Annotated in this window: 21 protein-coding genes; 20 read left to right on the top strand and 1 reads right to left on the bottom strand. The window is 39.1% G+C overall.

The features are described from left to right. Positions 1-37 precede the first annotated feature (37 nt). From FC85_RS11690 to FC85_RS11675, 4 genes are read left to right on the top strand one after another with little or no spacing between them, the layout of a single operon-like run. Entirely contained in the window at positions 38-1,186 is a 1,149-nt protein-coding gene (locus tag FC85_RS11690; RefSeq protein ID WP_057865721.1) for a CDP-glycerol glycerophosphotransferase family protein, read from the top strand. Between the two features lie 17 nt (positions 1,187-1,203). Then, positions 1,204-2,013 (top strand): ABC transporter permease, encoded by an 810-nt coding sequence (locus FC85_RS11685; protein WP_057865720.1) that lies wholly within the window; start codon positions 1,204-1,206, stop codon positions 2,011-2,013. 28 nt (positions 2,014-2,041) lie between these two features. Then, a complete protein-coding gene (locus tag FC85_RS11680; protein WP_371862934.1) occupies positions 2,042-3,238 on the top strand; it encodes a CDP-glycerol glycerophosphotransferase family protein in 1,197 nt (398 codons plus the stop codon). A 1-nt stretch (position 3,239) separates the two neighbouring features. Further along, positions 3,240-4,160, top strand: coding sequence for a deoxyribonuclease IV (locus FC85_RS11675; RefSeq protein WP_083485128.1), 921 nt, complete (start codon positions 3,240-3,242; stop codon positions 4,158-4,160). Between the two features lie 532 nt (positions 4,161-4,692). Here the strand turns inward: FC85_RS11675 and FC85_RS11670 are convergent. Next, positions 4,693-5,514, bottom strand: a complete 822-nt coding sequence (locus FC85_RS11670) for a pyruvate, water dikinase regulatory protein (protein WP_057865718.1) — start codon at positions 5,512-5,514, stop codon at positions 4,693-4,695. Positions 5,515-5,693: 179 nt separating this feature from the next. Between FC85_RS11670 and rpsU the strand changes: the two genes are divergently transcribed. The 16 genes from rpsU (at position 5,694) to FC85_RS11590 (ending at position 23,187) form a co-directional block, all read left to right on the top strand. Next, the gene (gene rpsU, locus FC85_RS11665) at positions 5,694-5,885 is read left to right on the top strand and encodes a 30S ribosomal protein S21 (protein WP_035177572.1); all 192 of its coding nucleotides are present in this window, start codon (positions 5,694-5,696) and stop codon (positions 5,883-5,885) included. Between the two features lie 94 nt (positions 5,886-5,979). After that, positions 5,980-6,429: a GatB/YqeY domain-containing protein gene (locus FC85_RS11660; protein WP_057865717.1), complete on the top strand. Its 450-nt coding sequence runs from the start codon at positions 5,980-5,982 to the stop codon at positions 6,427-6,429. A gap of 82 nt (positions 6,430-6,511) precedes the next feature. Further along, positions 6,512-7,477, top strand: a complete 966-nt coding sequence (locus FC85_RS11655; protein WP_057865716.1) for a PhoH family protein — start codon at positions 6,512-6,514, stop codon at positions 7,475-7,477. A gap of 22 nt (positions 7,478-7,499) precedes the next feature. Further along, positions 7,500-7,982 (top strand): rRNA maturation RNase YbeY, encoded by a 483-nt coding sequence (gene ybeY, locus FC85_RS11650; RefSeq protein ID WP_057865715.1) that lies wholly within the window; start codon positions 7,500-7,502, stop codon positions 7,980-7,982. Then, positions 7,966-8,361, top strand: a complete 396-nt coding sequence (locus FC85_RS11645) for a diacylglycerol kinase family protein (protein WP_083485131.1) — start codon at positions 7,966-7,968, stop codon at positions 8,359-8,361. The genes ybeY and FC85_RS11645 overlap by 17 nt, the downstream gene beginning before the upstream one ends. Positions 8,362-8,557: 196 nt before the next feature. After that, positions 8,558-9,463 (top strand): GTPase Era, encoded by a 906-nt coding sequence (gene era / locus FC85_RS11640; protein ID WP_057865713.1) that lies wholly within the window; start codon positions 8,558-8,560, stop codon positions 9,461-9,463. Positions 9,464-9,554: 91 nt separating this feature from the next. Beyond that, positions 9,555-10,316, top strand: coding sequence for a DNA repair protein RecO (gene recO / locus FC85_RS11635; RefSeq protein WP_147008446.1), 762 nt, complete (start codon positions 9,555-9,557; stop codon positions 10,314-10,316). Between the two features lie 294 nt (positions 10,317-10,610). After that, positions 10,611-11,537, top strand: coding sequence for a glycine--tRNA ligase subunit alpha (glyQ, locus tag FC85_RS11630; RefSeq protein ID WP_057865711.1), 927 nt, complete (start codon positions 10,611-10,613; stop codon positions 11,535-11,537). Next, a complete protein-coding gene (gene glyS / locus FC85_RS11625; protein WP_057865710.1) occupies positions 11,537-13,618 on the top strand; it encodes a glycine--tRNA ligase subunit beta in 2,082 nt (693 codons plus the stop codon). Before glyQ ends, glyS begins: the two co-directional genes overlap by 1 nt. 197 nt (positions 13,619-13,815) lie before the next feature. After that, complete coding sequence (dnaG, locus tag FC85_RS11620; protein WP_057865709.1) at positions 13,816-15,645, top strand: DNA primase; 1,830 nt, start codon at positions 13,816-13,818, stop codon at positions 15,643-15,645. Positions 15,646-15,662: 17 nt separating this feature from the next. Then, positions 15,663-16,817, top strand: a complete 1,155-nt coding sequence (gene rpoD / locus FC85_RS11615; RefSeq protein ID WP_083485127.1) for an RNA polymerase sigma factor RpoD — start codon at positions 15,663-15,665, stop codon at positions 16,815-16,817. Between the two features lie 255 nt (positions 16,818-17,072). Continuing rightward, on the top strand, positions 17,073-17,777 hold the full coding sequence (locus tag FC85_RS11610) for a tRNA (adenine(22)-N(1))-methyltransferase (RefSeq protein WP_057865708.1): 705 nt from the start codon (positions 17,073-17,075) through the stop codon (positions 17,775-17,777). Further along, positions 17,767-18,882: a Nif3-like dinuclear metal center hexameric protein gene (locus tag FC85_RS11605; protein WP_057865707.1), complete on the top strand. Its 1,116-nt coding sequence runs from the start codon at positions 17,767-17,769 to the stop codon at positions 18,880-18,882. The genes FC85_RS11610 and FC85_RS11605 overlap by 11 nt, the downstream gene beginning before the upstream one ends. 17 nt (positions 18,883-18,899) lie before the next feature. Beyond that, on the top strand, positions 18,900-20,138 hold the full coding sequence (gene pepT / locus FC85_RS11600) for a peptidase T (protein ID WP_057865706.1): 1,239 nt from the start codon (positions 18,900-18,902) through the stop codon (positions 20,136-20,138). A 144-nt stretch (positions 20,139-20,282) separates the two neighbouring features. After that, entirely contained in the window at positions 20,283-22,889 is a 2,607-nt protein-coding gene (clpB, locus tag FC85_RS11595; RefSeq protein ID WP_057865705.1) for an ATP-dependent chaperone ClpB, read from the top strand. 94 nt (positions 22,890-22,983) lie between these two features. Further along, the gene (locus FC85_RS11590; RefSeq protein WP_057865704.1) at positions 22,984-23,187 is read left to right on the top strand and encodes a DUF2929 family protein; all 204 of its coding nucleotides are present in this window, start codon (positions 22,984-22,986) and stop codon (positions 23,185-23,187) included. Positions 23,188-23,193: the final 6 nt, after the last annotated feature.

Genomic DNA, 23,193 nt, shown 5'->3' with positions numbered 1-23,193 from the left:
GTGTGATTCACAAAATACTGAAATACGGTGAAAAAAGTTGAAAGTTATATATCTGTGGTTGATTCATTTTCTTTCGCTGATCAACATTTGGCGACCCAAAAATAAGGTGATTTATTTGATGAGCTTTGATAATAACGTAGATTTCATCAAACAACTCGCGCAAAGATTGCCTAATACGTTTGAATTTGTTGTCTTATACCATCCGGATACTGAAGCGGCAGCAACTGATTTGGCAGCTTTTGGTATTAGAACCCGACCATTTAAAGATGGTATTAAATTGGTTCTGGATGTTGTGCCACTGATAATGGGTGCCAGGCTAATTTTTTGTGATAATTATTATGCATTTCTTGGCGGGATTATCCATTTAAAAATGACCAAGATTGTTCAAATTTGGCATGCAAACGGAGCCATTAAAAAATTTGGCTGGGAAGATCCAACAACCAAGTATCGTTCGAAGTCTGATCAGAAGCGATTTCAGGAAGTTTACAATCAATTTGACGAATATATCGTTGCTTCAAAAGCTATGGGTCATGTGTTTACTCGAAGTTATCGTGAAGACTTTGATAAAATTAAGTTGCTGGGCTATCCGCGCTCTGATCAATACGTTGACTCTGGGTGGCGTCAGACAGCTCGAGAGCGAATTTATCAAGCCGCTCCGGAACTGAAAAATCGACGAGTCATTTTATATGCACCTACATACCGGGAAAATCAAGCTTTTAAATTACCGGCAGGCATCGGGGACGCGTTGGCAGCAGATCCAAATGCAATGGTGGTTGTTAAATTTCATCCAATTTTAAGGGAAAAAGAAAATTTGATGAGAGAGACCGGCAACTCAAGGATTAAGTTTTATCATCAACTTGCGACCAATGACTTATTGACAGTTACTGATACATTGGTGACCGATTATTCATCAGTTGCCTTTGATTTTACTTTGTTACCCAATGCCAAATCACTAATTTTCTTTATGTTTGATATGAAAAATTATCAAAATAATCCTGGTATCCAAGACAATTTTATGGATTGGTTACCAACTAAACCCGTTACAACGATACATGACTTACGTGATCAAATCATTCACTATGAGTCAACTAATTTTAGTGATTTCAACCATTACTGGAATACTTACAATGACGGTCATGCAACTGATCGAGTCATTGATCGTTACCTAAAATTCTTGAAGTCTTAATTAAGGAGTGCCGGAACTTGAAAGAAGTTTATACATTAATCAAAGAGCAATTTCAAAATGTTGGAATTATTTTTCGGATTTCAAAATATGAAGATAAAGCCGAATATCAAAGTCATTATCTAGGATTGGTTTGGGAATATCTTTATCCATTGATTCAAATTGGTATTTATTGGCTAGTCTTTGGGATTGGTTTAAAGCATGGAAGTACGACTCATGGAATTGATTACCTGCCTTGGATGGTGATTGGAATTACACCTTGGTTCTTCATGAATCGAGCCAGTCTCGATGCATCAAAAAGTATTTATCAACGGGTCGGTATGGTTTCTAAAATGAAATTCCCGGTTAGCATTTTACCAACGATTAAGATTGTTAGTAATTTAAGTGCTTTTTGGACCATGTTGGTTTTTTCAATTGTAGTTAGTTTTCTTTATGGCGTTCACCCGTCAATTTACTGGTTTCAATGGATTTATTACTTCATCTGTATGATTGCCTGGCTAATTGCTTTTGGTATTTTTAACTCAACAATTTCAGTCTTGGTCCGTGATTATCGTATTTTACTTCAATCGTTAATGAGAATGCTTTTTTATATGTCTGGTGTCTTGTTCAATTTCGAAACGAATGCTTTTCCAGCACCATTTGTTCACATTCTTCAATTAAATCCATTCTTCTACATTGTTTCTGGATTTCGGGATTCGATGTTATCGACTTCCTGGTTTTGGCAAAAGCCAACTTTAAATATTGTCTTTTGGGGAATGATCCTGTTCTTCTTACTAGTTGGTTCACATTTACATTATAAGTTCCGTTCAAGATTTGTTGATTTAATTTAGTTTTTGAGGTGAGCTTTTGAAAAATAAAATGATTAATTTTATAAAATTGATTGCCCGCTACGTACTCATCGTGATGAACGATGGGTTTATTTGTATGGGGACTAAAAAAAATTTAATTTTATTTGAAAGTTTTAATGGCAAAGAAATCAATGATAATCCGTTTGCAATTTATCAACAATTAATTCGTGATCGTCCTGAAATGAAAAACAGTTGTTACTTCAGTGTTAAACCATCGGCGTATCGGCGCCTGCATGTTCAGTTTCCTAATATAATGTTAGTTAAGCGATTTACACCTGGATGGGTAAAATACATCGCAAGAGCCAACTATTGGGTGATGAATTCGAGGATGCCGAAGTGGTGGCGAAAAAATAAGCGAACAACATTTATTCAAACGTGGCATGGCACACCGCTAAAAAAACTAGGAGTTGATATCGAAACTGTTGAAATACCTGGTAATACTACCCAACAGTACCATCAGGAATTCATCAACGAAGCTAAACGTTGGAATTATCTGATTGCACCTAACCAATATTCTCATGATATTTTTAAATCAGCTTTCGGATTTCAAAATCATTTTTTGGATATTGGCTATCCACGAAATGATCGGTTGTACGCCGATGATCATGCTGAAACCATTAAGAAAATTAAACAAAAACTATTGGGGAAAGTTCCTGGTCATGTTGTGATGTATGCACCAACATGGCGGGATGATAATTTTAAACAAAAAGGCGTGTATCGTTTTAATCTACCATTTAACTTATTGGCGTTTTTCAAAAGTGTTTCCCCGGATACGTTTTTAATTATTCGTCCGCACTATTTGGTAAAGGATCATATTGATATCTCCGGATTTGAAGACCGGGTTAGAATTCTTGCTGATACTGACATTAATGAGCTCTACTTGATTACTGATTTACTCATCACTGACTACTCGTCGGTAATGTTCGACTTTGCTAATTTAAAGCGACCAATGTTGTTTTACCCGTATGATTTGCAGCATTATCGTGATGAATTACGGGGTTTTTATTTTGCGTATACACAGGATAATTTACCGGGACCAATGGCAACTACCGAATCCCAACTGGATACCTATCTTAAAATATATTGCCAAGCAGGGAAGTTTGATGATTTCGCCAATAATTTAGAACGATTCAATCAAAAATTTTGTGCTTGGGAAAATGGTGATGCATCTAAACAAGTTAGTCAATTAATCTTAAGGGGGAAATAACATGAATGATCAATCATTATTAATCGGTTCACACGTTAGTATGAATGGTAAAGATATGTTTCTGGGATCAGCAAAAGAGGCAGCCGGTTTTAATGAAACAGCCTTTATGGTTTACACAGGCGCACCACAAAATACGATCCGTAAACCGATTGAAAAACTAAATGCCGACAGTGGTAAAGCCTATATGCATGATCATGGTTTAAAAGAAGTGGTCGTTCACGCACCATATATTATTAATTTAGGAAATACATTAAAACCACAAAATTTTGCATTTGGCGTTCAATTTCTTCAGCAGGAAATTACACGTGCTGAGGCAATTGGTGCGAAACAAATTGTCCTACATCCTGGCGCCCATGTGGGGGCTGGTCCGCAAAAGGCGATCAATCAAATTGCTAAGGGGTTAAATGAAGTAATCACACCTAATCAAAAAGCACAGATTGCCCTTGAAACTATGGCCGGCAAGGGAACTGAAGTGGGTGTTAATTTCGAACAATTGGCCGAAATTATTGAAAAAGTGACTGATAATGAAAAACTGTCTGTTACTTTTGACACGTGCCATACGAGCGATGCCGGATACAATATTAAGAATGATTTTGACGGTGTTCTCAACGAATTTGATCACATTATTGGAATCAATCGCTTAAAAGTCATTCATTTAAATGATTCAAAAAATGAACAGGGGAGCCATAAGGATCGTCATCAAATTATCGGTTTGGGGACAATTGGTTTTAATACTTTAAACTATATTGCTCACTATCAACAGCTTGCAAACGTGCCTAAGATTATGGAGACCCCTGTGTTAAAGGATCCAGATAATAAAAAAGTCCGCTATAATCCTCACGGGTATGAAGTAACCATGTTGCGGAGACAAGTTTTCAATCCCAACATTATTGATGATATGAAAGCCAATCGACCATTTTAGTCCAATGTGCTTAAGAGCGACAAGGGACACTTTTTGATAATATTTTCTGGTTTTGGCACAAGAATTACAAATGAATAAAAGTGTATGGCATCTTAATTTTAAAGTAAAACCCCGTCAAATCAGTTTACAAAAGCACTGATTTGACGGGGTTTTAAAAAATAACTATTTTATCGACTTATGTCCCAAGGACCCGTTTCTTATAATCACGACTATTATCAAGAAAAAAAGTGAGACAAAAGCCCTTCCAGAACACAGCCGAATCATCCTATTATTTCACTCGGAGCATATCCAAACTATCCAATTGTAATCTGGAAGTTACCCGTCTTTTATCTCACTCTGAATTTGTTTAATCACAATTATTACCACGTAAAAGCGCCAATAAACGGGCAAATTCCGGTCATACAGTCAACTTTTCTCTGACCGGAATTTTTAATCGTGTTCATTGCCAAACGGAAATACACAATAATTTCGAAAAAAGGTTTCGCCTACTTATCTTGATCTGAATTGGTCCCCTGATTTTCAGTTAGACACGTTAGTCCTCAAAGGTTGTCGTATCCAAATTTAAGCTTTCCAAAATAATCGTTGCCGTTTCTTCAATCGATTTATTCGCAACATTAATTGTCAGACAGCCGATTTTTTTATATAATTTTTTCGCGTATGCCAATTCCTTCTTGATATTATCAGTATCGGAATATGGTGTATCCGCGTTTAATCCATAGGACAACATCCGTTGTTTTCTAATTTTGCTTAATTTTTCAGGTGTATTAAGTAGTCCAAATATCCGATTCTTATTAACTTCGGCCAATTCTTCTGGAATGTGCAGGCTTGGACCAATCGGTAAGTTAGCAACCCGTTGATTTTGATTTGCTAAATATAAGGAGAGCGGCGTCTTGGAAGTTCTGGAAACGCCAAGCAACACAATGTCAGCTTCTAACAATCCCTTTGCGTTTTTACCATCATCGTTTTCAACTGCAAATTCAATTGCCGAAATTCGCTCAAAATAGTTTTCGTTTAAATCGTGAATTAATCCTGGAACATGGGCTGGCTGCTCACCGGTAACCTTGGCCAATGTATTCATTGGCGTTTGAATACAATCAAAGTCAGCAATATGATTTCTTTCGCAAAAAGTTTCGACCATCTGACTTAGATCGACACTTACCAGAGTATGAAAAATCATAGCATGGTTAGTTTTAGCAATATTTAGAATTCCCTTTAAAATTGAGTCGGTTTGGATAAATGGGAAGCGCCGGATTTCAGCTTTTAAATTGGGAAATTGAGAAACCACCGTTTGGGCAACCGTTTGAGCTGTTGCCCCACTTGAGTCGGAAATGATAAAGACGTTCTGCGTTTTCATATAAATTTGCTCCTCACAAATAGAATTTACCAATTAATTCTAACATGTTCAATCAATTTTAGCTTAAATCATTGACGCATTCTCGATTAATATGTATAATTTATTTCGAACCGTTTTAGGATGCACATTTTTAGTGCTTTTAGACAGTTACATTTAAGCTCGGAGGGAGGGAATTTCATATGGCAAAGACGGTCGTTCGCAAAAACGAGTCTCTTGATGATGCTCTTCGACGCTTCAAACGTACAGTTTCAAAAAGCGGTACTTTGCAGGAATATCGTAAACGTGAGTTTTATGAAAAACCAAGTGTAAAGCGTAAGTTAAAGTCCGAAGCAGCACGTAAGCGTAATAACAAAAAGAAACGCCGTTATTAATAATAACTTTGAAGAGGTCGGAGCCTAATGTTTATTAGTCTCTGATCTTTTTTAATGGTAAAATTTAATTATCAATTGAAAAGGGGTTAATTTGATGAGTGTTTATGATCAATTAAAGTCTGATTTAAAGGATGCTATGAAAGCTAGGGATAAAGTAAGGCTCGGTGTTATTCGCGGCCTTAAATCGCAAATAATGAACGCTGAGGTTGATAGTAGTAATCACAAGCTGACTGATGATCAAATTAATACAGTTGTTATGAAAGAAATTAAACAGCAAAAAGAATCTCTTGAAGAGTTTCAAAAAGCGAATCGTCAAGACCTGGTCACTGATCAACAGGCCAAATTAAAGATTGCCGAGGAATACGCGCCAAAACAGCTATCTAATGACGAAGTTGAAAAGATTGTGGTTGAAACAATTTCTCAAGTTGGTGCTGAATCAATGGCTGATTTCGGAAAAGTAATGGGTGCTGTTATGCCAAAGTTAAAGGGCAAGGCAGATGGTAATATTGTGAACCAATTTGTAAAAAAACAGTTGAAAGGTTAAGATCGTCACTGTTTTCTTTAGCAACCACCCATTTTGTGATAGTATCTGATTAATATTACTAAATGAAAAGGAGCTCAAGTATTTGGCTGATACTCAACAAATTACAAAGGAATTTATCGTATCTGATCCAAATGAATTGTTGCAAATCGTTGGTGCTCAAGATGAATATATTACAATTATCGAGGAGGGCCTTGGCGTTTCTATTAATGTGTTTGGCAATTCTCTTCGTGTGACTGGTCAAAATGATTCGGTTGAAATTGCGATTCATGTTTTGGAAAATACATTAGCACTGATTCAAAAGGGCATTAGTGTTAATAGCAGCGATTTCATTAGCGCCATCAATATGGCGCAAAACGGCACCCTTGATTATTTCCAAGACCTATATAATCAGGTGCTGATTAAAGATGCCAAAGGTAAGGCTGTTCGGGTTAAAACATTCGGACAGCGACAATATGTTCAGGCAATACAACATCATGATGTGGCGTTTGGCATCGGACCTGCCGGAACCGGTAAAACTTATTTAGCGGTTGTTATGGCAGTTGCAGCATTAAAAAAGGGGACTGTCGATAGGATTGTTTTGACTCGGCCGGCAGTTGAAGCCGGTGAAAGTTTAGGCTTTTTACCCGGAGACCTTAAAGAAAAAGTTGATCCGTATCTTCGGCCAATTTACGATGCGTTACATTCGATCCTAGGTGCCGAACACACTGAACGTTTAATGGATCGTGGTGTCATTGAAATTGCACCGTTGGCTTATATGCGTGGTCGGACTTTAGACAATGCATTTGTTATTCTTGATGAAGCTCAAAATACGACAAACATGCAAATGAAGATGTTTTTAACCAGATTGGGTTTTGGATCAAAGATGATCGTTAATGGTGACATCTCTCAAATTGATTTACCAAAGCATGCCACCAGTGGTTTGGTAACTGCACAAAAAATTTTACAAAATATCGATCAAATCGAATTTGTTACCTTTAGCGCCAAGGATGTGGTAAGACATCCGGTTGTAGCCAAGATTATTACTGCGTATGAAGATAATGGACAATAATTTAAACGAGGACTAATAATTAATGGATTTAGAGATTTATGATAAAACCGATAAGGGTGTTTCTGAAAAAGACCAAAAGTTAATCCGTGATGTGCTAAACTTCGCTGGATCATACATTCATTTAGCCGATAATACTGAAATGTCAGTTACTTTGGTCAATAACCAAGAAATCCATCAAATCAATAAAAAATACAGAGGAGTCGATCGCGCAACGGATGTGATTAGTTTCGCAATTGAAGATCAGGGCGACGATGATTTTCCAATTCTCATGGATGAAGAACTTGAAGAAGAAATTCCTGAAAACATTGGGGATATCTTTGTTTCCGTCGATAAAGTTGCCGAACAGGCAGATTACTTAGGCCACTCATTTGAACGTGAGCTGGGATTTTTGGTTGTTCACGGTTTCCTGCATCTCAATGGCTATGATCACATGAAGAAATCTGATGCGGATGTGATGTTTCCGTTGCAAAAAGAGATTTTAAATGCATATGGGCTTAAAAGATAAACGACAAATAGATAAGAATAAAACATTTTTTCAATCACTTGGACACGCATTGGAGGGAATCAAGCGGCTGGTTCTAGAAGAACGCAACTTTCGCTTTGATCTCATCATCGCTGCCATTGTGCTTTGTTTGGGGATTGTACTTCAAATTAAAATTAATGAGTGGCTCTGGCTCTTTGCGGCATTTTTCTCAGTGATTGGATCTGAAGTTTTGAATTCAATTATTGAAAATGTGGTTGATTTAATTGTTGGCCATCACTTTGATTTAATGGCAAAGCGAGCAAAAGATATCGCAGCCGGTGGCGTTTTACTGTCGGCAACTTTTGCTGCAATTATTGGCGCATTAATTTTTATACCAAGGTTAATCATGTTATTCAAATAAAAGAGATGGAAGCCAAGATGTTACCCTCCAAAATTCAAGTGAGTACTGGGGTATCCTTTGGATCTAATTATCTGAATGATTAATTAGAATGGTTGAGCTGTGTGCCAATTAAATTGGCGACCCAGTTAACGTAAATTAAAACGAAGATGGGACAGAAACTTTTGCCCCGTTTCTATCAAAATAAAGGGAGTATATCATGGATAATCCAAATTATCGATCAGGATTTGTAGCAATTGTTGGTCGACCAAACGTTGGTAAATCAACTTTTCTAAATCGAGTTGTGGGCCAAAAAATTGCAATTATGAGTGACAAAGCACAAACAACTCGAAACAAAATTCAGGGTGTTTATACGACCAAGGATGCTCAAATCGTTTTTATTGATACACCTGGGATTCACAAGCCTCAAAATAAGCTTGGCGATTTTATGATGGCCTCTGCACTTTCAGCGCTTAAAGAGGTCGATGCCGTTCTTTTCATGGTTAATGCGACAGAGCGTCGCGGCGCCGGCGATAACTTTATCATTGATCAGCTGAAAAACGTTCACAAGCCAATTTATCTGCTTATTAATAAAATCGATGAAATTTCACCTGACGATATTATGGCAATTATTGAACAATACAAAAATGTACTTCAGTTTAAGGATGTTTATCCCATCTCTGCTTTGCAGGGAAACAATGTCCCTGAGTTGATCGATGCGCTTACTAAAGAGCTGCCGACCGGTCCACAGTATTATCCTGCCGATCAGGTGACTGATCATCCTGAACGTTTTGTGATCTCTGAGTTGATTCGAGAAAAAGTGCTGCAGTTAACGCGGCAGGAAATTCCGCATTCAACTGCCGTTTATGTTGAAAACATCAAAAACGATCGTGACATCCTGCATATCCAAGCCACAATTATTGTTGAAAGAGATGGTCAAAAGGCAATCGTGATTGGAAAGGGCGGCTCAATGCTGAAAAAAATTGGCACGCTTGCCCGCAAAGACATTGAGCATATGATGGGAAACAAAGTTTTTCTTGAATTATGGGTCAAAATTGAACCACGTTGGCGAGATAAAGCCAATTTACTGAATTCCTATGGTTATAGTAAAAAGGATGAGATGTAAGGATAAATAGTTGGTGCTTTTTAATTTCAATGCTTCAATCCTGATTAATTCGCAACCAAGCTGTTTTTTACCAATATGAGGAGGAATGAATGTGGCAACAGGCGATAGGGCTGATTTTAACGGGATTCTTTTATACACCAAGGACTATCGTGAACGTGACCTGTTAGTCAAATTTTTAACCCGTGAGTTCGGTAAAAAGATGTTTCTGGTTCGGGGGGCAAAACGACCAAAGTTTAAAATGCGTGCGGCAATCCTGCCGTTCACGTATGGCCTTTACGGCGGTGATATTCAAAGTAACGGTTTGTCTTACATTATTAACGACAAACGGCTTGACCATTTTCAGGCAATGGCCGAGGATATTGCCAAGAATGCCTATGCAACCTACATTATGTCGTTAATTGATCTGGCATTTCAAGACGGTGAGCCCATCCCAGCCTGGTATGATAAATTATTGGTTGGGCTTAACTTGATTAACGAGGGATTTGATGCCGAGATTATTGCTAACATTTTTGAAATCCAACTGCTTAAGCCATTCGGCGTCGCACCAAATTGGGTTGATTGTGCAATTTGTCATCGGCGTGACTTACCATTTGATTACTCGGAAACATACGGCGGTTTGCTATGCCAAAACCATTGGGATAAAGATCCTTATCGATTACATTTAGACCCGCGGACAATCTATTATCTGCGCTTGTTCTCCGTTGTTGATCTTAGTAAGCTCACTCATATTAAAGTTAACGACACAACTAAGAAGACATTACGGCAGGTTATTGATCAAATTTATGTCCGCAGCGTTGGTGTAACGCCCAAAAGCAAGCGGTTTATTGATCAGTTGGGGAAATTCAAAATCTGAACAGCATGACGTTGACATTCTTTTTAATGTCAACTATGATTATTTTTGAATTAAATAATTTAGCATTGAGAAAAGAAATAGATTAGCCGGTTTTTACAACGAGATCAGGCAGGTGTGAGCTGGTCAAAATCAGTTAATCAATTTGGCACTTTTTGAGCTAAATAATTAAGAGCTGGTAGTGATACCAGAAGTAGGGTGGAACCGCGATCTGATCGTCCCTATGTTTAAGTGGCTTACTGTAGTGAGCGCATTAAACATAGGGATTTTTTTGTGAAAAAATTAGGAGGAAGATTAATGACTGAAAAATTATCAGTGCAAGAAATTATTTTGCGATTACAGCAATATTGGGCGGCTCAAGGCTGCATGTTGATGCAAGCCTACGATACCGAAAAAGGTGCCGGAACGATGAGCCCATATACCTTTTTACGATCAATCGGCCCCGAGCCGTGGAACGCAGCTTATGTTGAACCGTCCAGGCGACCAGCAGATGGCCGATATGGTGAGAATCCAAACCGTCTTTATCAACATCATCAATTTCAAGTCATTATGAAACCGTCGCCTGAAAATATTCAAGAACTTTATCTGAATAGTCTCAAGGAACTTGGCATTAACCCGCTGGAACATGATATTCGCTTTGTTGAAGATAATTGGGAAAATCCATCAATGGGGTGTGCCGGTGTTGGTTGGGAAGTTTGGCTGGATGGAATGGAAATCACACAATTTACCTACTTCCAAATTGTGGGTGGCCTAGAAATGGATCCGGTTGCTTCCGAAATCACTTACGGACTGGAACGATTGTCCTCATACATCCAAAACGTAAACTCCGTCTTTGATTTGGAGTGGGGCGATGGCGTTCTATATGGTGACATCTTCAAAGAACCAGAGTATGAACATTCAAAATATAGTTTCGAAGTCAGTGATCAGGAGATGCTCTTCAACTTCTTTAACGATTATGAGCGTGAAGCCAAGCGGTTATTAAAGCAACGTTTAGTGCATCCTGCATACGACTATATTTTGAAATGTAGTCACACTTTTAATTTACTTGATGCCCGTGGTGCCGTTTCGGTAACTGAACGAGCCGGCTATCTCTCAAGAATTAGATATTTAGCTCGTTGGGTTGCCAAAGAGTTTGTAGCCGCCAGAAAGCGTCGAGGTTTCCCATTGATTAAAGATGAGAAAAAACGTCAGGAACTATTAAAAGATGACAAGGAGGAAAAGTAATGGCTAACAATTTCTTACTCGAAATCGGCTTGGAAGAAATTCCTGCTCATGTGGTAACGCCAAGTATTAATCAATTCAAAAAGCGTGCGAGCGATTTCTTAAAAAAACAACGCATTTCGTTTAAAGCAATTAAAACTTTTAGTACACCACGGCGATTAACATTATATATCACGGGACTTGCTGACAAGCAACCAGATATTGATCAATCCGTTAAAGGTCCGGCCAAAAAGATTGCTCAAGACGCTGACGGTAACTGGACAAAAGCAGCGATTGGCTTTTCTCGTGGACAGGGCGCGACACCTGACGATATTACGTTTAAGGATGTTAAGGGAACCCAATACGTCTTTGTTGAAAAACATATTGCCGGCAAACCTGTGGAAGAGATTCTGCCCGGAATGAAAAAGGTTATTACCGCAATGACTTTCCCGACAATGATGAAATGGGGGAGTTACTCATTCGAATACGTCCGACCCATCAAATGGTTAGTTGCCTTACTCAATGACACTGTCATTCCCTTCTCAATTCTTGATGTTACAACTGATCGAGTGACATCCGGGCACCGTTTCTTAGGAAAAGACGTTTCGCTTGCCAACGCCGATGAGTACGAAGAAAAACTCACTGAGCAATTTGTAATTGCTGATGCTGCCAAACGAAAAGAAATCATTACCAAGCAGATCAACAAAATTGCGGCCGATCACAACTGGAAAATCAATCTTGATCCAGACCTATTAGAAGAAGTTAATAACTTGGTTGAGTGGCCAACCGCTTTTGAGGGCAATTTTGACGATAAATACTTAACAATTCCCGATGAAGTCTTAATTACATCAATGAAGGACCACCAGCGTTTCTTCTACGTTACCGATCAAGAGGGCAGTCTCCTGCCAAACTTTGTTTCTGTTAGAAACGGTAATGATTATGATATTCAGAACGTGGTTGCCGGCAATGAGAAAGTCCTCACCGCTCGTTTGGAAGATGCCATGTTCTTCTATCAAGAGGATCAAAAGAAAACGATCGCTGATTACGTTGAACGTTTGAAAAAGGTAAGTTTCCATGACAAAATTTCGACGATGTACGAAAAAATGCAACGAGTTCAAGTTATTTCAGGTTATCTTGGCAAATTAATCGGTCTTTCTGATAATGAGTTGAAAGACCTGAAACGCGCCGCTCAAATTTACAAATTTGATTTAGTAACTGGGATGGTTGGGGAATTTGCTGAGCTACAAGGCATCATGGGCGAAAAATATGCCTTATTAAATCACGAATCACCTGTCGTTGCCAAGGCGATTGCCGAACATTATATGCCGATTTCCGCCAATGGTGATTTGCCTCAATCAGCCGTGGGAGCTGTTTTAGCGATTGCCGATAAGCTTGACAGTATTCTGACATTCTTTGCTGCCGGAATGGTGCCAAGTGGCTCAAACGACCCGTATGCCCTGCGTCGTCAAGCAACCGGGATTGTCCGAATCGTTGCTGAAAAAAATTGGAATTTTGACTTGGGATCAACATTAGACCAAATTATTCAGTTACAGAATCAGGAAAATGTTGCACCTAAATTGGATCAAGCCGCTCAGATTGACGCTGTCAGCAACTTCGTCAAGGACCGTATCAAACAATATCTTGATGACCTTGGGATTCGGTATGATATTTCAGATGCAGTTACTACTGGATCTCACACGAATATTTTATTTAATATTGCCAGTGGTAAAATGTTGCAAAGTCACAAAGATGATGATAACTTTAAAGCCATTATTGAATCGCTAACTCGAGTTCTTCGGATTTCTCAGAAGGGATCATTTAAGGATGATGACTTAACCGTTGATCCATCATTGTTTGAAAATGATTCAGAGAAAGCTTTAAACAAGGTTGTTAGCACAGCTGCTAATGACTACGATAGTCTAAACGCAGAACAAGATTTTGACCGCTTAGCTTCATTGGAAAATCCAATTAATGACTATTTCGACGCAACAATGATCATGGCCAAGGATGATGCTTTAAAAAATAATCGGCTTCGTCAATTAACAATTATTTCGAAAATGATCTTATTAATTGGTGATTTGGATAAATTGGTTGTTAAAGGATAATATCTATTCGGTCATTAACAGATTATTTCACCAGCTGTCACCCCTGATTTGAGTCCGCTTGTTTTAAGGGGTAATTGATTGTTTAATCTTGCATTGTATGCTACTATTTAATATGTATCGCTAGCAAAAGAGTCGCACTTCAAAGTGCGACTCTTTGCGGGTATTTAAATAGTTTTGAAGATGGGAGGCGAGGATGGTTGAAGATCCCTGAAGACGTGATTGAGCAAATCAGATCGCAAGTCAACATTGTTGATGTTGTTTCACAGTTTGTTCAATTAAAGCAATCCGGAAAGAATTTATTTGGCCTTTGTCCGTTTCATGAAGAACGAACCCCATCTTTTTCTGTTTCAGAAGAAAAACAAATTTTTCACTGCTTTAGTTGTGGCCGTGGTGGAAACGTCTTTAAGTTCATTATGGAACTTGAAAACTTATCCTTCCCAGAATCAGTTAAAAGAGTTGCTCAACTTGAAAATATTGATGTTGATGATCGTTATTTTAATGATACTGAGCCTGGCAGCCAAAATTCCGCTGCAAATGAAAAGGTCAAGCAATTAATCGATCTCCACGAACAGTCAGTTAAACTTTATCATCATATTTTGACGAATACTAAAATGGGGCAACCAGCGCTTGATTATTTGCACAACCGTGGTGTAACCGATGAAATTATCGATACGTATCAGCTTGGCTACGCACCCGGCCAACGACTGTTGAAACCATTTTTTGATCAGCGGAAAATCGATTATCAGCTTTTGCGAAAATCAGGCTTATTTTCTGAAGATCAGGAAGGCAATTTACGGGACCGATTTATTGATCGCGTAATGTATCCAATTCGCACTTCAAGTGGTCAAACCATTGCCTTTTCAGGTCGGTTATTAACGACAAATTCCGACTTACCAAAATATTTGAACAGTCCGGAAACAGAAATTTTCAACAAGCGAAAAATTCTATTCAACTTGGATCTTGCTCGATCGAACATTCGCAGTGACCAGCCGGCTATCCTGTTTGAAGGATTTATGGATGTGATTACAGCGTTCCAAGCAGGGATTAAGTCTGGAATTGCCTCAATGGGAACTAGTTTAACCGAACAGCAAATATACGACATTAAGCGAATTACCCATCACGTGATTATTTGTTACGACGGTGATACTCCAGGCCAAAAGGCAATTAAACGGGCAATTGATGCGTTTGGTGAATCTTCAAAGCTCGACATTAAGATTGTTACAGTTCCCGATGGGATGGATCCTGATGAATTCATCCGTAAAAAGGGTGGCCCAGCATTTCAAGAACTCATTAAACATGCATTAGCGCCAATTGAATTTGAATTAAATTATTTAAAAAAACAGTATAATTTAGACTCCGAAGTGGATCAAAGTCACTATATTACTGAAGCAATCAAATTAATTAGCGGACTTGATTCAAGCATTTCACGTGATTTGTATCTTAATCGGTTAGCCGATGAGTTTTCAGTTGACAAGCAGGTTTTGATTCAACAACTGGCACCTCTCACAAAAAGGGTGCCGGTGCATCCTAGTCAACATCAAACATCATACCATCAATCGATTCCCGTTGAACATCCAACTAAACACATGACATTAGTTCAGCGAACCGAGATGCAATTGTTAAATCGAATGTTGCACAATCATGATGTTTGGATAAAGGTCCGTGGTGTTCAAGGATTCGCTTTCGTTGATGAACCCTTTCAGATGTTGTACCTTTTAGCAGAGGGCTATTTCAGCAAATTTGCTGATTATCATGTCGCGACCTTTAGCAACATGATTACAGAGAGTTCGCTGCAAAGTCTATTGGTAGATATTGAAATGCTTGAACTACCCGAGCAGTCCACAGATGAAGAGGTTGATAACTATTTAACAATTTTGATGCGTCGCGTTCCGGTTGAAACTAAATTAAAAAAGAAACTCGCTGAGTTAAAGCAGGCTGCTAAAATTGGTGATGTTGATAAACAACGTCAGTTAACAATTGAAATTGTTAAACTTGAGCAGGAAAAAAGAATGAAGCAAAAAGTATAACTTCAGGAGGCATTTTGATGGCTAACAAAAAAGCAGGTAAAGTACGAGTAACAAAGAGTAAAAAAGCAATTACCAAGGAAGCTCAAAAACCATACAAGAAGGTTTTTGATGCCATCGTTAAGCAGAACAAGCCAATTGGACATATCACTTATGATGAGCTTGAAGAGAAGATCCAAAAGCCGTTTTCATTAAATCAAAAAGATATGGAAGAATTACTTGAGAACATTGAGGACTCCGGAATTAGTGTGGTTGATGAAAAGGGAGATCCTGATCCCCGAGCAATTGGTGCTGCTAAGAAGGTTACTAAAAAAGAACTTTCCGATGTTTCAGCGCCAACCGGTGTCAAAATTAATGATCCTGTGAGAATGTACCTGAAGGAAATTGGCCGAGTTTCATTGTTAAAGGCTGACGAAGAAATTAGTTTAGCTAAACGGATTGAGGCCGGCGATGAAGAAGCTAAACAAGAATTGGCAGAAGCCAACCTTCGTTTAGTTGTTTCGATCGCTAAGCGCTATGTTGGGCGTGGCATGCAGTTTCTTGATTTAATCCAAGAAGGAAACATGGGATTAATGAAAGCTGTTGAAAAGTTTGATTATCGAAAGGGATTCAAGTTTTCAACCTATGCCACATGGTGGATTAGACAGGCGATTACCCGTGCTATCGCTGACCAAGCTCGAACAATTCGAATTCCGGTTCATATGGTTGAAACCATCAATAAGTTAATTCGAATTCAACGTCAATTGCTTCAAGATTTGGGTCGTGAGCCATTACCTGAGGAAATTGGTGCCGAAATGGATATGCCAACTGAAAAAGTTCGAGAGATTCTTAAAATTGCTCAAGAACCTGTTTCGTTGGAAACCCCAATTGGTGAAGAGGACGACTCACATCTTGGTGATTTTATTGAAGATCAGGATGCCACTTCACCGGCTGATCATGCAGCTTACGAACTATTAAAGGAACAACTCGAGAGCGTTCTTGACACATTGACTGATCGTGAAGAAAATGTTTTGCGATTACGATTTGGGTTGGATGATGGTCGTACCCGAACACTTGAAGAAGTTGGCAAAGTTTTCGGTGTCACCCGAGAACGAATTCGTCAGATTGAGGCAAAAGCCCTAAGAAAATTACGTCATCCATCACGAAGCAAACAATTAAAAGACTTTTTAGAATAACCATCCTAACAGGGGCTGAGACAAAAGCAATTTTGTCCAGCCCCATTTTTGTAATCACGACTATTATCAGGCAAAAATGTGAGGCAAAAGGCAACTTCCTGTCGTACAATCGAATCATCTCACTATTCCACCCGGAGCATATTCGGATAATCCAATTATACTCTGGAAGTTAACCACCTTTTCTCCCACTCTGCTGTTTTTTTATGTTTGGATAATTTATAATGAAGGTATTAACAAGATATTAAGGAGTTATCAATGAATAGTAACCACTTATCTAAACGATTAGAAACCGTTAGCGAACATGTTGAAAGAGGCAGTCGACTAGCGGACATTGGCTCAGATCACGCATATTTGCCGATTTATCTCGCAAAAAATAAGATCATTCCGTATGGGGTAGTTGGTGAAGTTGCAAAGGGACCCTTATCAAACGCAGTTTCAGAAATAAAAAAAGAAAAGTTACTCTCGGTTTTGCAACCAAGATTAGCAGATGGGTTGGCCGCAATTGAACCCGGTGATAACATTACAGCCATCACGATTGCCGGAATGGGAGGAAACTTAATTACCCACATTTTAGAATCCGGTAAGGAAAAATTAAAAGGTAACGAGAAACTTATTTTGCAACCCAATGTTGGTGAGCCAATTGTTCGGAAATGGCTGATGGTTAATGGTTACCAAATTAAAGCCGAACAGATTTTGGTCGATGATAGCCACACTTACGAAATTATTACAGCGATTAAAGCTTCGCAAAAAATGGCCTATTCGCCTAATGAATTAATGTTTGGATCACTGCTCCTAAAAGAAAAGTCACCGGTTTTTAAAGCAAAATGGCGAGAAGAGATTGGTCAACGTCAACGGGTGATTGCAAATATGCAGAAGGCTTCTCATACAGATATTCAAAAGATTCAACGGATTAAAGTGGAAATTAAGACAATCAATGAGGTGATAAAGGGTGAAAGCTAGTCAACTAATTAATCAATTTGAAAAGTTCGCGCCAAAAAAGTTAGCAATGCAGCACGACCCAATTGGTCTGCAAATTGGATCATTAAATCAAGATATTCATAAAGTCATGACGACCCTGGATGTTCGACCAGAAGTTGTTGAGGAAGCGATTAAGAATGATGTTGATTTTATCTTTGCACATCATCCAGTGATGTTTCACCCAGCACATAATCTCGATCTCAGTGATCCTCAAAATGCCATGTACGCAAATATTATTTCTCACCATATCACAGTTTATGCAGCTCACACCAATTTAGATTCTGCAGATGGCGGGATGAATGATTGGTTGGCAGCCGCCTTAAATTTAAAAAATATTGCCGGATTAGTTCCTGAATACGAAGGGTCGGTTTTTCGACTTACGGTTCAAGTCCCCAAAGTATATGCAACTGCCGTTCGGATGTCATTGGTTGATGCCGGTGCCGAAGTAAGTGAAAATCAATATACGGGCTACACTTATGAAATTGACGGTACTGTCTTTTATGTACCCAAATCTGGTGCCGATCCAACGATTGGTGTTGCTGGTGAGCCTCGAGAAATTGAAGATTCACGTTTAGAATTTGAAGTTCCTGAAAAAAATCTGGACCACGTTTTAAAGACACTGGCAGACGTTCACCCACTGGAAAAACCTTTATACAACATCATTCGTCTTGAGGACAAGAAACATCAGTACACGATGGGGCGAGTTGGCGAGTTGCCGGATGAAATGACATTATCGACTTTCGCAAATTACTGCAAACAAGTTTTCAACGTTTCAGGCTTACGCGTAATTGCTAGCGATTTAAACCGCCCAATAAAAAGGGTGGCAATTTTAGGTGGTGATGGTGGCAAATTTTATAAGTTGGCCCAACAAGCTGGTGCCGACGTTTATGTCACCGGCGATGTTTATTATCATACCGGTCACGATATGTTGGCCGCCGACATGCCGGTTATTGATCCGGGTCATCACATTGAAAGTATTTGTATTCCCAAATTAGCTACAATGTTTGCTAAGTGGTCGTCTGAAAACAATTGGCATTTATCAGTTATTGAATCGAAAATTAATACGGATCCATTTACATTTATGTAAGCAAAGGAGTTTTTGAAATGGCAAAGTATCCAGAACTAATTAGTAATTTTTTAAAGTTTGCAAAGACCAACACCCGTTCCGATCCGAAATCCGACACGATCCCATCATCAGAACGTGAAACAAAGTTTTTAAACATGCTGAAAGACCATTTAACCGGGATGGGATTAGATCAGGTTCATACGAATGAAAAAAGCGCGTACGTTTTTGCGACGTTACCCGGCAATACTGATCGGAAGTCTCCAACGGTCGGATTCATTTCTCATATTGACACCGCAGATTTCAACTCAGAAAATATTGAACCACAAATTGTTGAAAACTATGATGGTAAATCGGTCATTAAACTTGATCAGACCGGTGAATATACATTAGATCCTGCTGTTTTTCCAAGTCTAAAAAAGTATCAAGGGGACACATTAATTACCACTGACGGCACAACATTATTAGGTTCTGATGATAAATCAGGAGTTGCTGAAATCATTGCTGCAATCACATATTTACAGAATCACCCAGAAATTGAACATGGTGACATTAAAATTGCTTTTGGTCCTGACGAGGAAATTGGGACGGGTGCTGACCATTTTGATGTTGCTGATTTTGGTGCTGGTGTTGCTTATACGGTCGATGGCGGTCCACTAGGTGATTTGAATTACGAAACATTCAACGCCGCAGATGGCCAAGTTGACATCAAAGGAACTGATGTTCATCCAGCAGAGGCTAAAGGGATCATGGTCAATGCGATTCAATTAGGGATGGATTTTCACGCCGCCTTACCGGAATTTGATCGTCCAGAAAAAACAGACGGCCGCCAAGGATTCTTCCACGTTTATGATTTTAAGGGAAGCGTTGACCATACTCATCTCGGCTATATTATCCGTGACCATGATCGGGAACGTTTCGAAGCCCGTAAACGATTATTTAAGGGGATTGCTGATCAGATGAACAATGAGTTTGGCGAAACTCGGGTAACCGTTACTTTAAAGGATCAATATTACAATATGGGTGAAGTTATTCAGAAAGATCCAACGGTTGTTAAAGTTGCTGAACAAGCGATGAAAAATGTTGGGGTTAAACCACATATTTTTCCAGTCCGTGGCGGGACCGACGGCTCAAAAATCTCTTATATGGGATTACCAACACCGAATATATTTGCCGGTGGTGAAAATATGCATGGTCGATTTGAATATGTTTCGGAACAAACCATGGAAAAGGCGACTGATGTCATTGTGGAAATTGCTAAGTTGTTTGCTGAAAAATAATTGGTCAAAAAAGGTCAAATTATTTTTCATTAGTAATAAAATTTGATAATATATGTTTTGAACAGTTTGGAATGGGCGTGAAAGCTTTTAATTCCAAGCTTTTTATTAGATAACATTAAATTCAATAATAAGGTGATATTTTAAATGAATCCTGATAATTTAACAGAAGCAGTGACACAGGCAATTTCTCAAGCACAACAAATTGCCACGACTCGAAAGCAACAAAACATTACAGTTGCTCATCTTTTCAAATTCCTGGTTCAACCAGGAGAATTAGCCCGCCAGATTTATTCAGATCTTGGTTTAAATTTAGATGATCTAAACAGCGAACTGGATAATGAAATCGATCAGATTGCAACCGTTGAGGGCAGTAACGTCAACTACGGACAATCGCTGTCTGCAAACTTATATGAACTATTACAAAATGCTGAACAATTAAAAAACGAGTTTGGCGATAGTTTTATCGCGGTTGATACTCTTACAATCGCGGTAATGGGATTACATGGCGATAAGTTTACCGATTATTTAAAGCAGCATGACATTACTGAGCAAAAAGTTCGTAACGTTGTTGAAAAAATTCGCGGTGGTCAAAAAGTCACCAGCAAGAATCAAGAAGACAGCTATCAAGCTTTGGAAAAATACGGTACTGATTTAGTGAAGGCTGCTCGTGCCAACAAATTAGGGCCGATTATCGGTCGGGATGAAGAGATTCTCGATGTTATCCGGGTATTATCGCGGAAAACCAAGAATAATCCGGTCCTGATTGGGGCCCCTGGGGTTGGTAAAACGGCCGTTGTCGAAGGCTTGGCTATTCGAATTGCCAATAACGACGTTCCTGAAAATTTGAAAAATAAAACAATTTTCCAACTAGATATGGGTTCATTAATTGCGGGGGCAAAATACCGCGGTGAGTTTGAAGAACGTCTTCAATCAGTTCTTAAAGAAGTCAAAAAAGCTGAAGGCCAAATTATCATGTTTATTGATGAAATTCACAACATTGTTGGTGCCGGAAAAGCTGAGGGCAGTATGGACGCCGGAAATATTCTAAAGCCAATGTTGGCCCGTGGTGAACTCCATTTAATTGGCGCAACGACGCTCGATGAATATCGCAAATATATGGAAAAAGACAAAGCTCTCGAACGCCGCTTCCAGCGGGTTGTGGTTCACGAACCAACCGTTGAAGATACGATTACGATTTTGCGAGGATTGGCTGAGAGTCTTGAAATTCACCACGGTGTGCGAATTCACGATAATGCGCTGGTAGCCGCTGCCAAGTTATCTGATCGTTACATTACTGATCGCTATTTGCCCGATAAGGCCATTGATTTGGTAGATGAGGCTTCAGCTGAAATTCGGGTGGAGATGAACTCAAGCCCAACCGAATTGGATCAATCCAACCGACAATTAATGCGATTGGAAGTTGAAGAAGCATCCCTCAAACAAGAGACCGATGAAGCTTCCAAAAATCGGCTAAAACAACTTCAATCTGAGCTGGCTAATACGAAAGAAAGGGTTAATACCTTAAACGCCCGCTGGAAGCAGGAAAAAGATTCTATAAAAAAGATTAGTGACAAGAAAAAGCAACTGGATCAAGCAAAAAACGATTTGAAACAAGCCGAAAACAATTATGATTTAAACAAAGCAGCTGTCTTACAACATGGCACGATTCCCGAATTGGAAACTGATCTAAAAAAACTGGAGACAAATGATCAACACGCTGATTGGCTGGTTAGTGAGTCTGTGACCGCTAACGAGATCGCCAGCGTTGTTAGCCGTGAAACCGGTATCCCTGTAACCAAATTGGTAGAAGGTGAACGCAAAAAGCTGCTTCATTTAGCGGACAATCTGCATAAACGGGTAATTGGCCAGGACGCCGCCGTTACGGCTGTCTCAGATGCCGTTATTCGTTCTAGAGCAGGTCTGCAGGACCCCAGTCGGCCTCTAGGCTCATTTTTATTTCTTGGTCCAACCGGTGTTGGGAAAACAGAATTAGCAAAGGCCCTTGCCGAAGATTTATTCGATTCAGAAGATCATATGGTCCGAATTGACATGTCGGAATACATGGAAAAGGAATCCGTGTCACGTTTAGTGGGAGCGGCTCCCGGCTACGTTGGTTACGAAGAAGGCGGTCAATTAACAGAGGCTGTTCGTCGAAATCCATATACAATTGTATTGTTTGACGAAATTGAAAAAGCCCATCCAGATGTTTTTAACATTCTACTTCAGGTTCTGGACGATGGTCGATTAACAGACAGTCAGGGCCGGACCATTAATTTTAAAAACACCATTTTAATTATGACGTCCAATTTAGGCTCGGATATTCTGTTGGAAGGAACGGATGAAAATGGCGTCATTTCAACTGATGCCAAAAAGCAGGTTAATCAGTTATTAAGGGCATCATTCAAACCGGAGTTTTTAAACAGAATTGACGATGTCATTACCTTTACACCATTGTCTAGATCCGATATTGAAAAAATTGTCCAAAAATTAATTGATCAACTTTCAAACCGGACCAAAGCACAGGATGTCACCATTTCGATTTCTGATGACGCTAAAAGTTGGATCGCAAAGAATGGATATGAACCGCAATATGGTGCCCGACCACTGCAGCGGTATGTTACCAATGTTGTTGAGACACCTTTGGCAAAAATGATGATTGCTGACCAAATTAAGTCCCACAGTATTGTGCATATTAATTTGGACAACGATCAATTGACATTTGTTCCAGAATTAGTGCCACAGAATGGCTAACTTTGATGGCCATAATGTCCATACTTCATAAATTCAATCTCGATTTTTACAAAAATCTATGCTAAAATACCATTGATTGTGAGGTGGCTGTTTGATGAAATATGTTACTGCAAATATCGTAGTTGTTTTATGGGCATTTGTCTTCGGTGAAATCATCGATTATATCGGTTCAGCCCTTGAAAACACTACGTTTAACGGAACACCCGTGGGCATTACGGCTGCAATTGTGGCTTTTATTGCCGTTAACGGTATTTACTTGGTAAGCAAAGGTTCATATTCAAAGAGTAAGAGTAATTAGATCTCA

This window comes from Lentilactobacillus diolivorans DSM 14421 (assembly GCF_001434255.1).
Taxonomy (GTDB): Bacteria; Bacillota; Bacilli; order Lactobacillales; family Lactobacillaceae; genus Lentilactobacillus; species Lentilactobacillus diolivorans.
The sequence above is the reverse complement of the archived record's forward strand: the minus strand, read 5'-3'. Positions and strand labels throughout refer to the sequence as shown.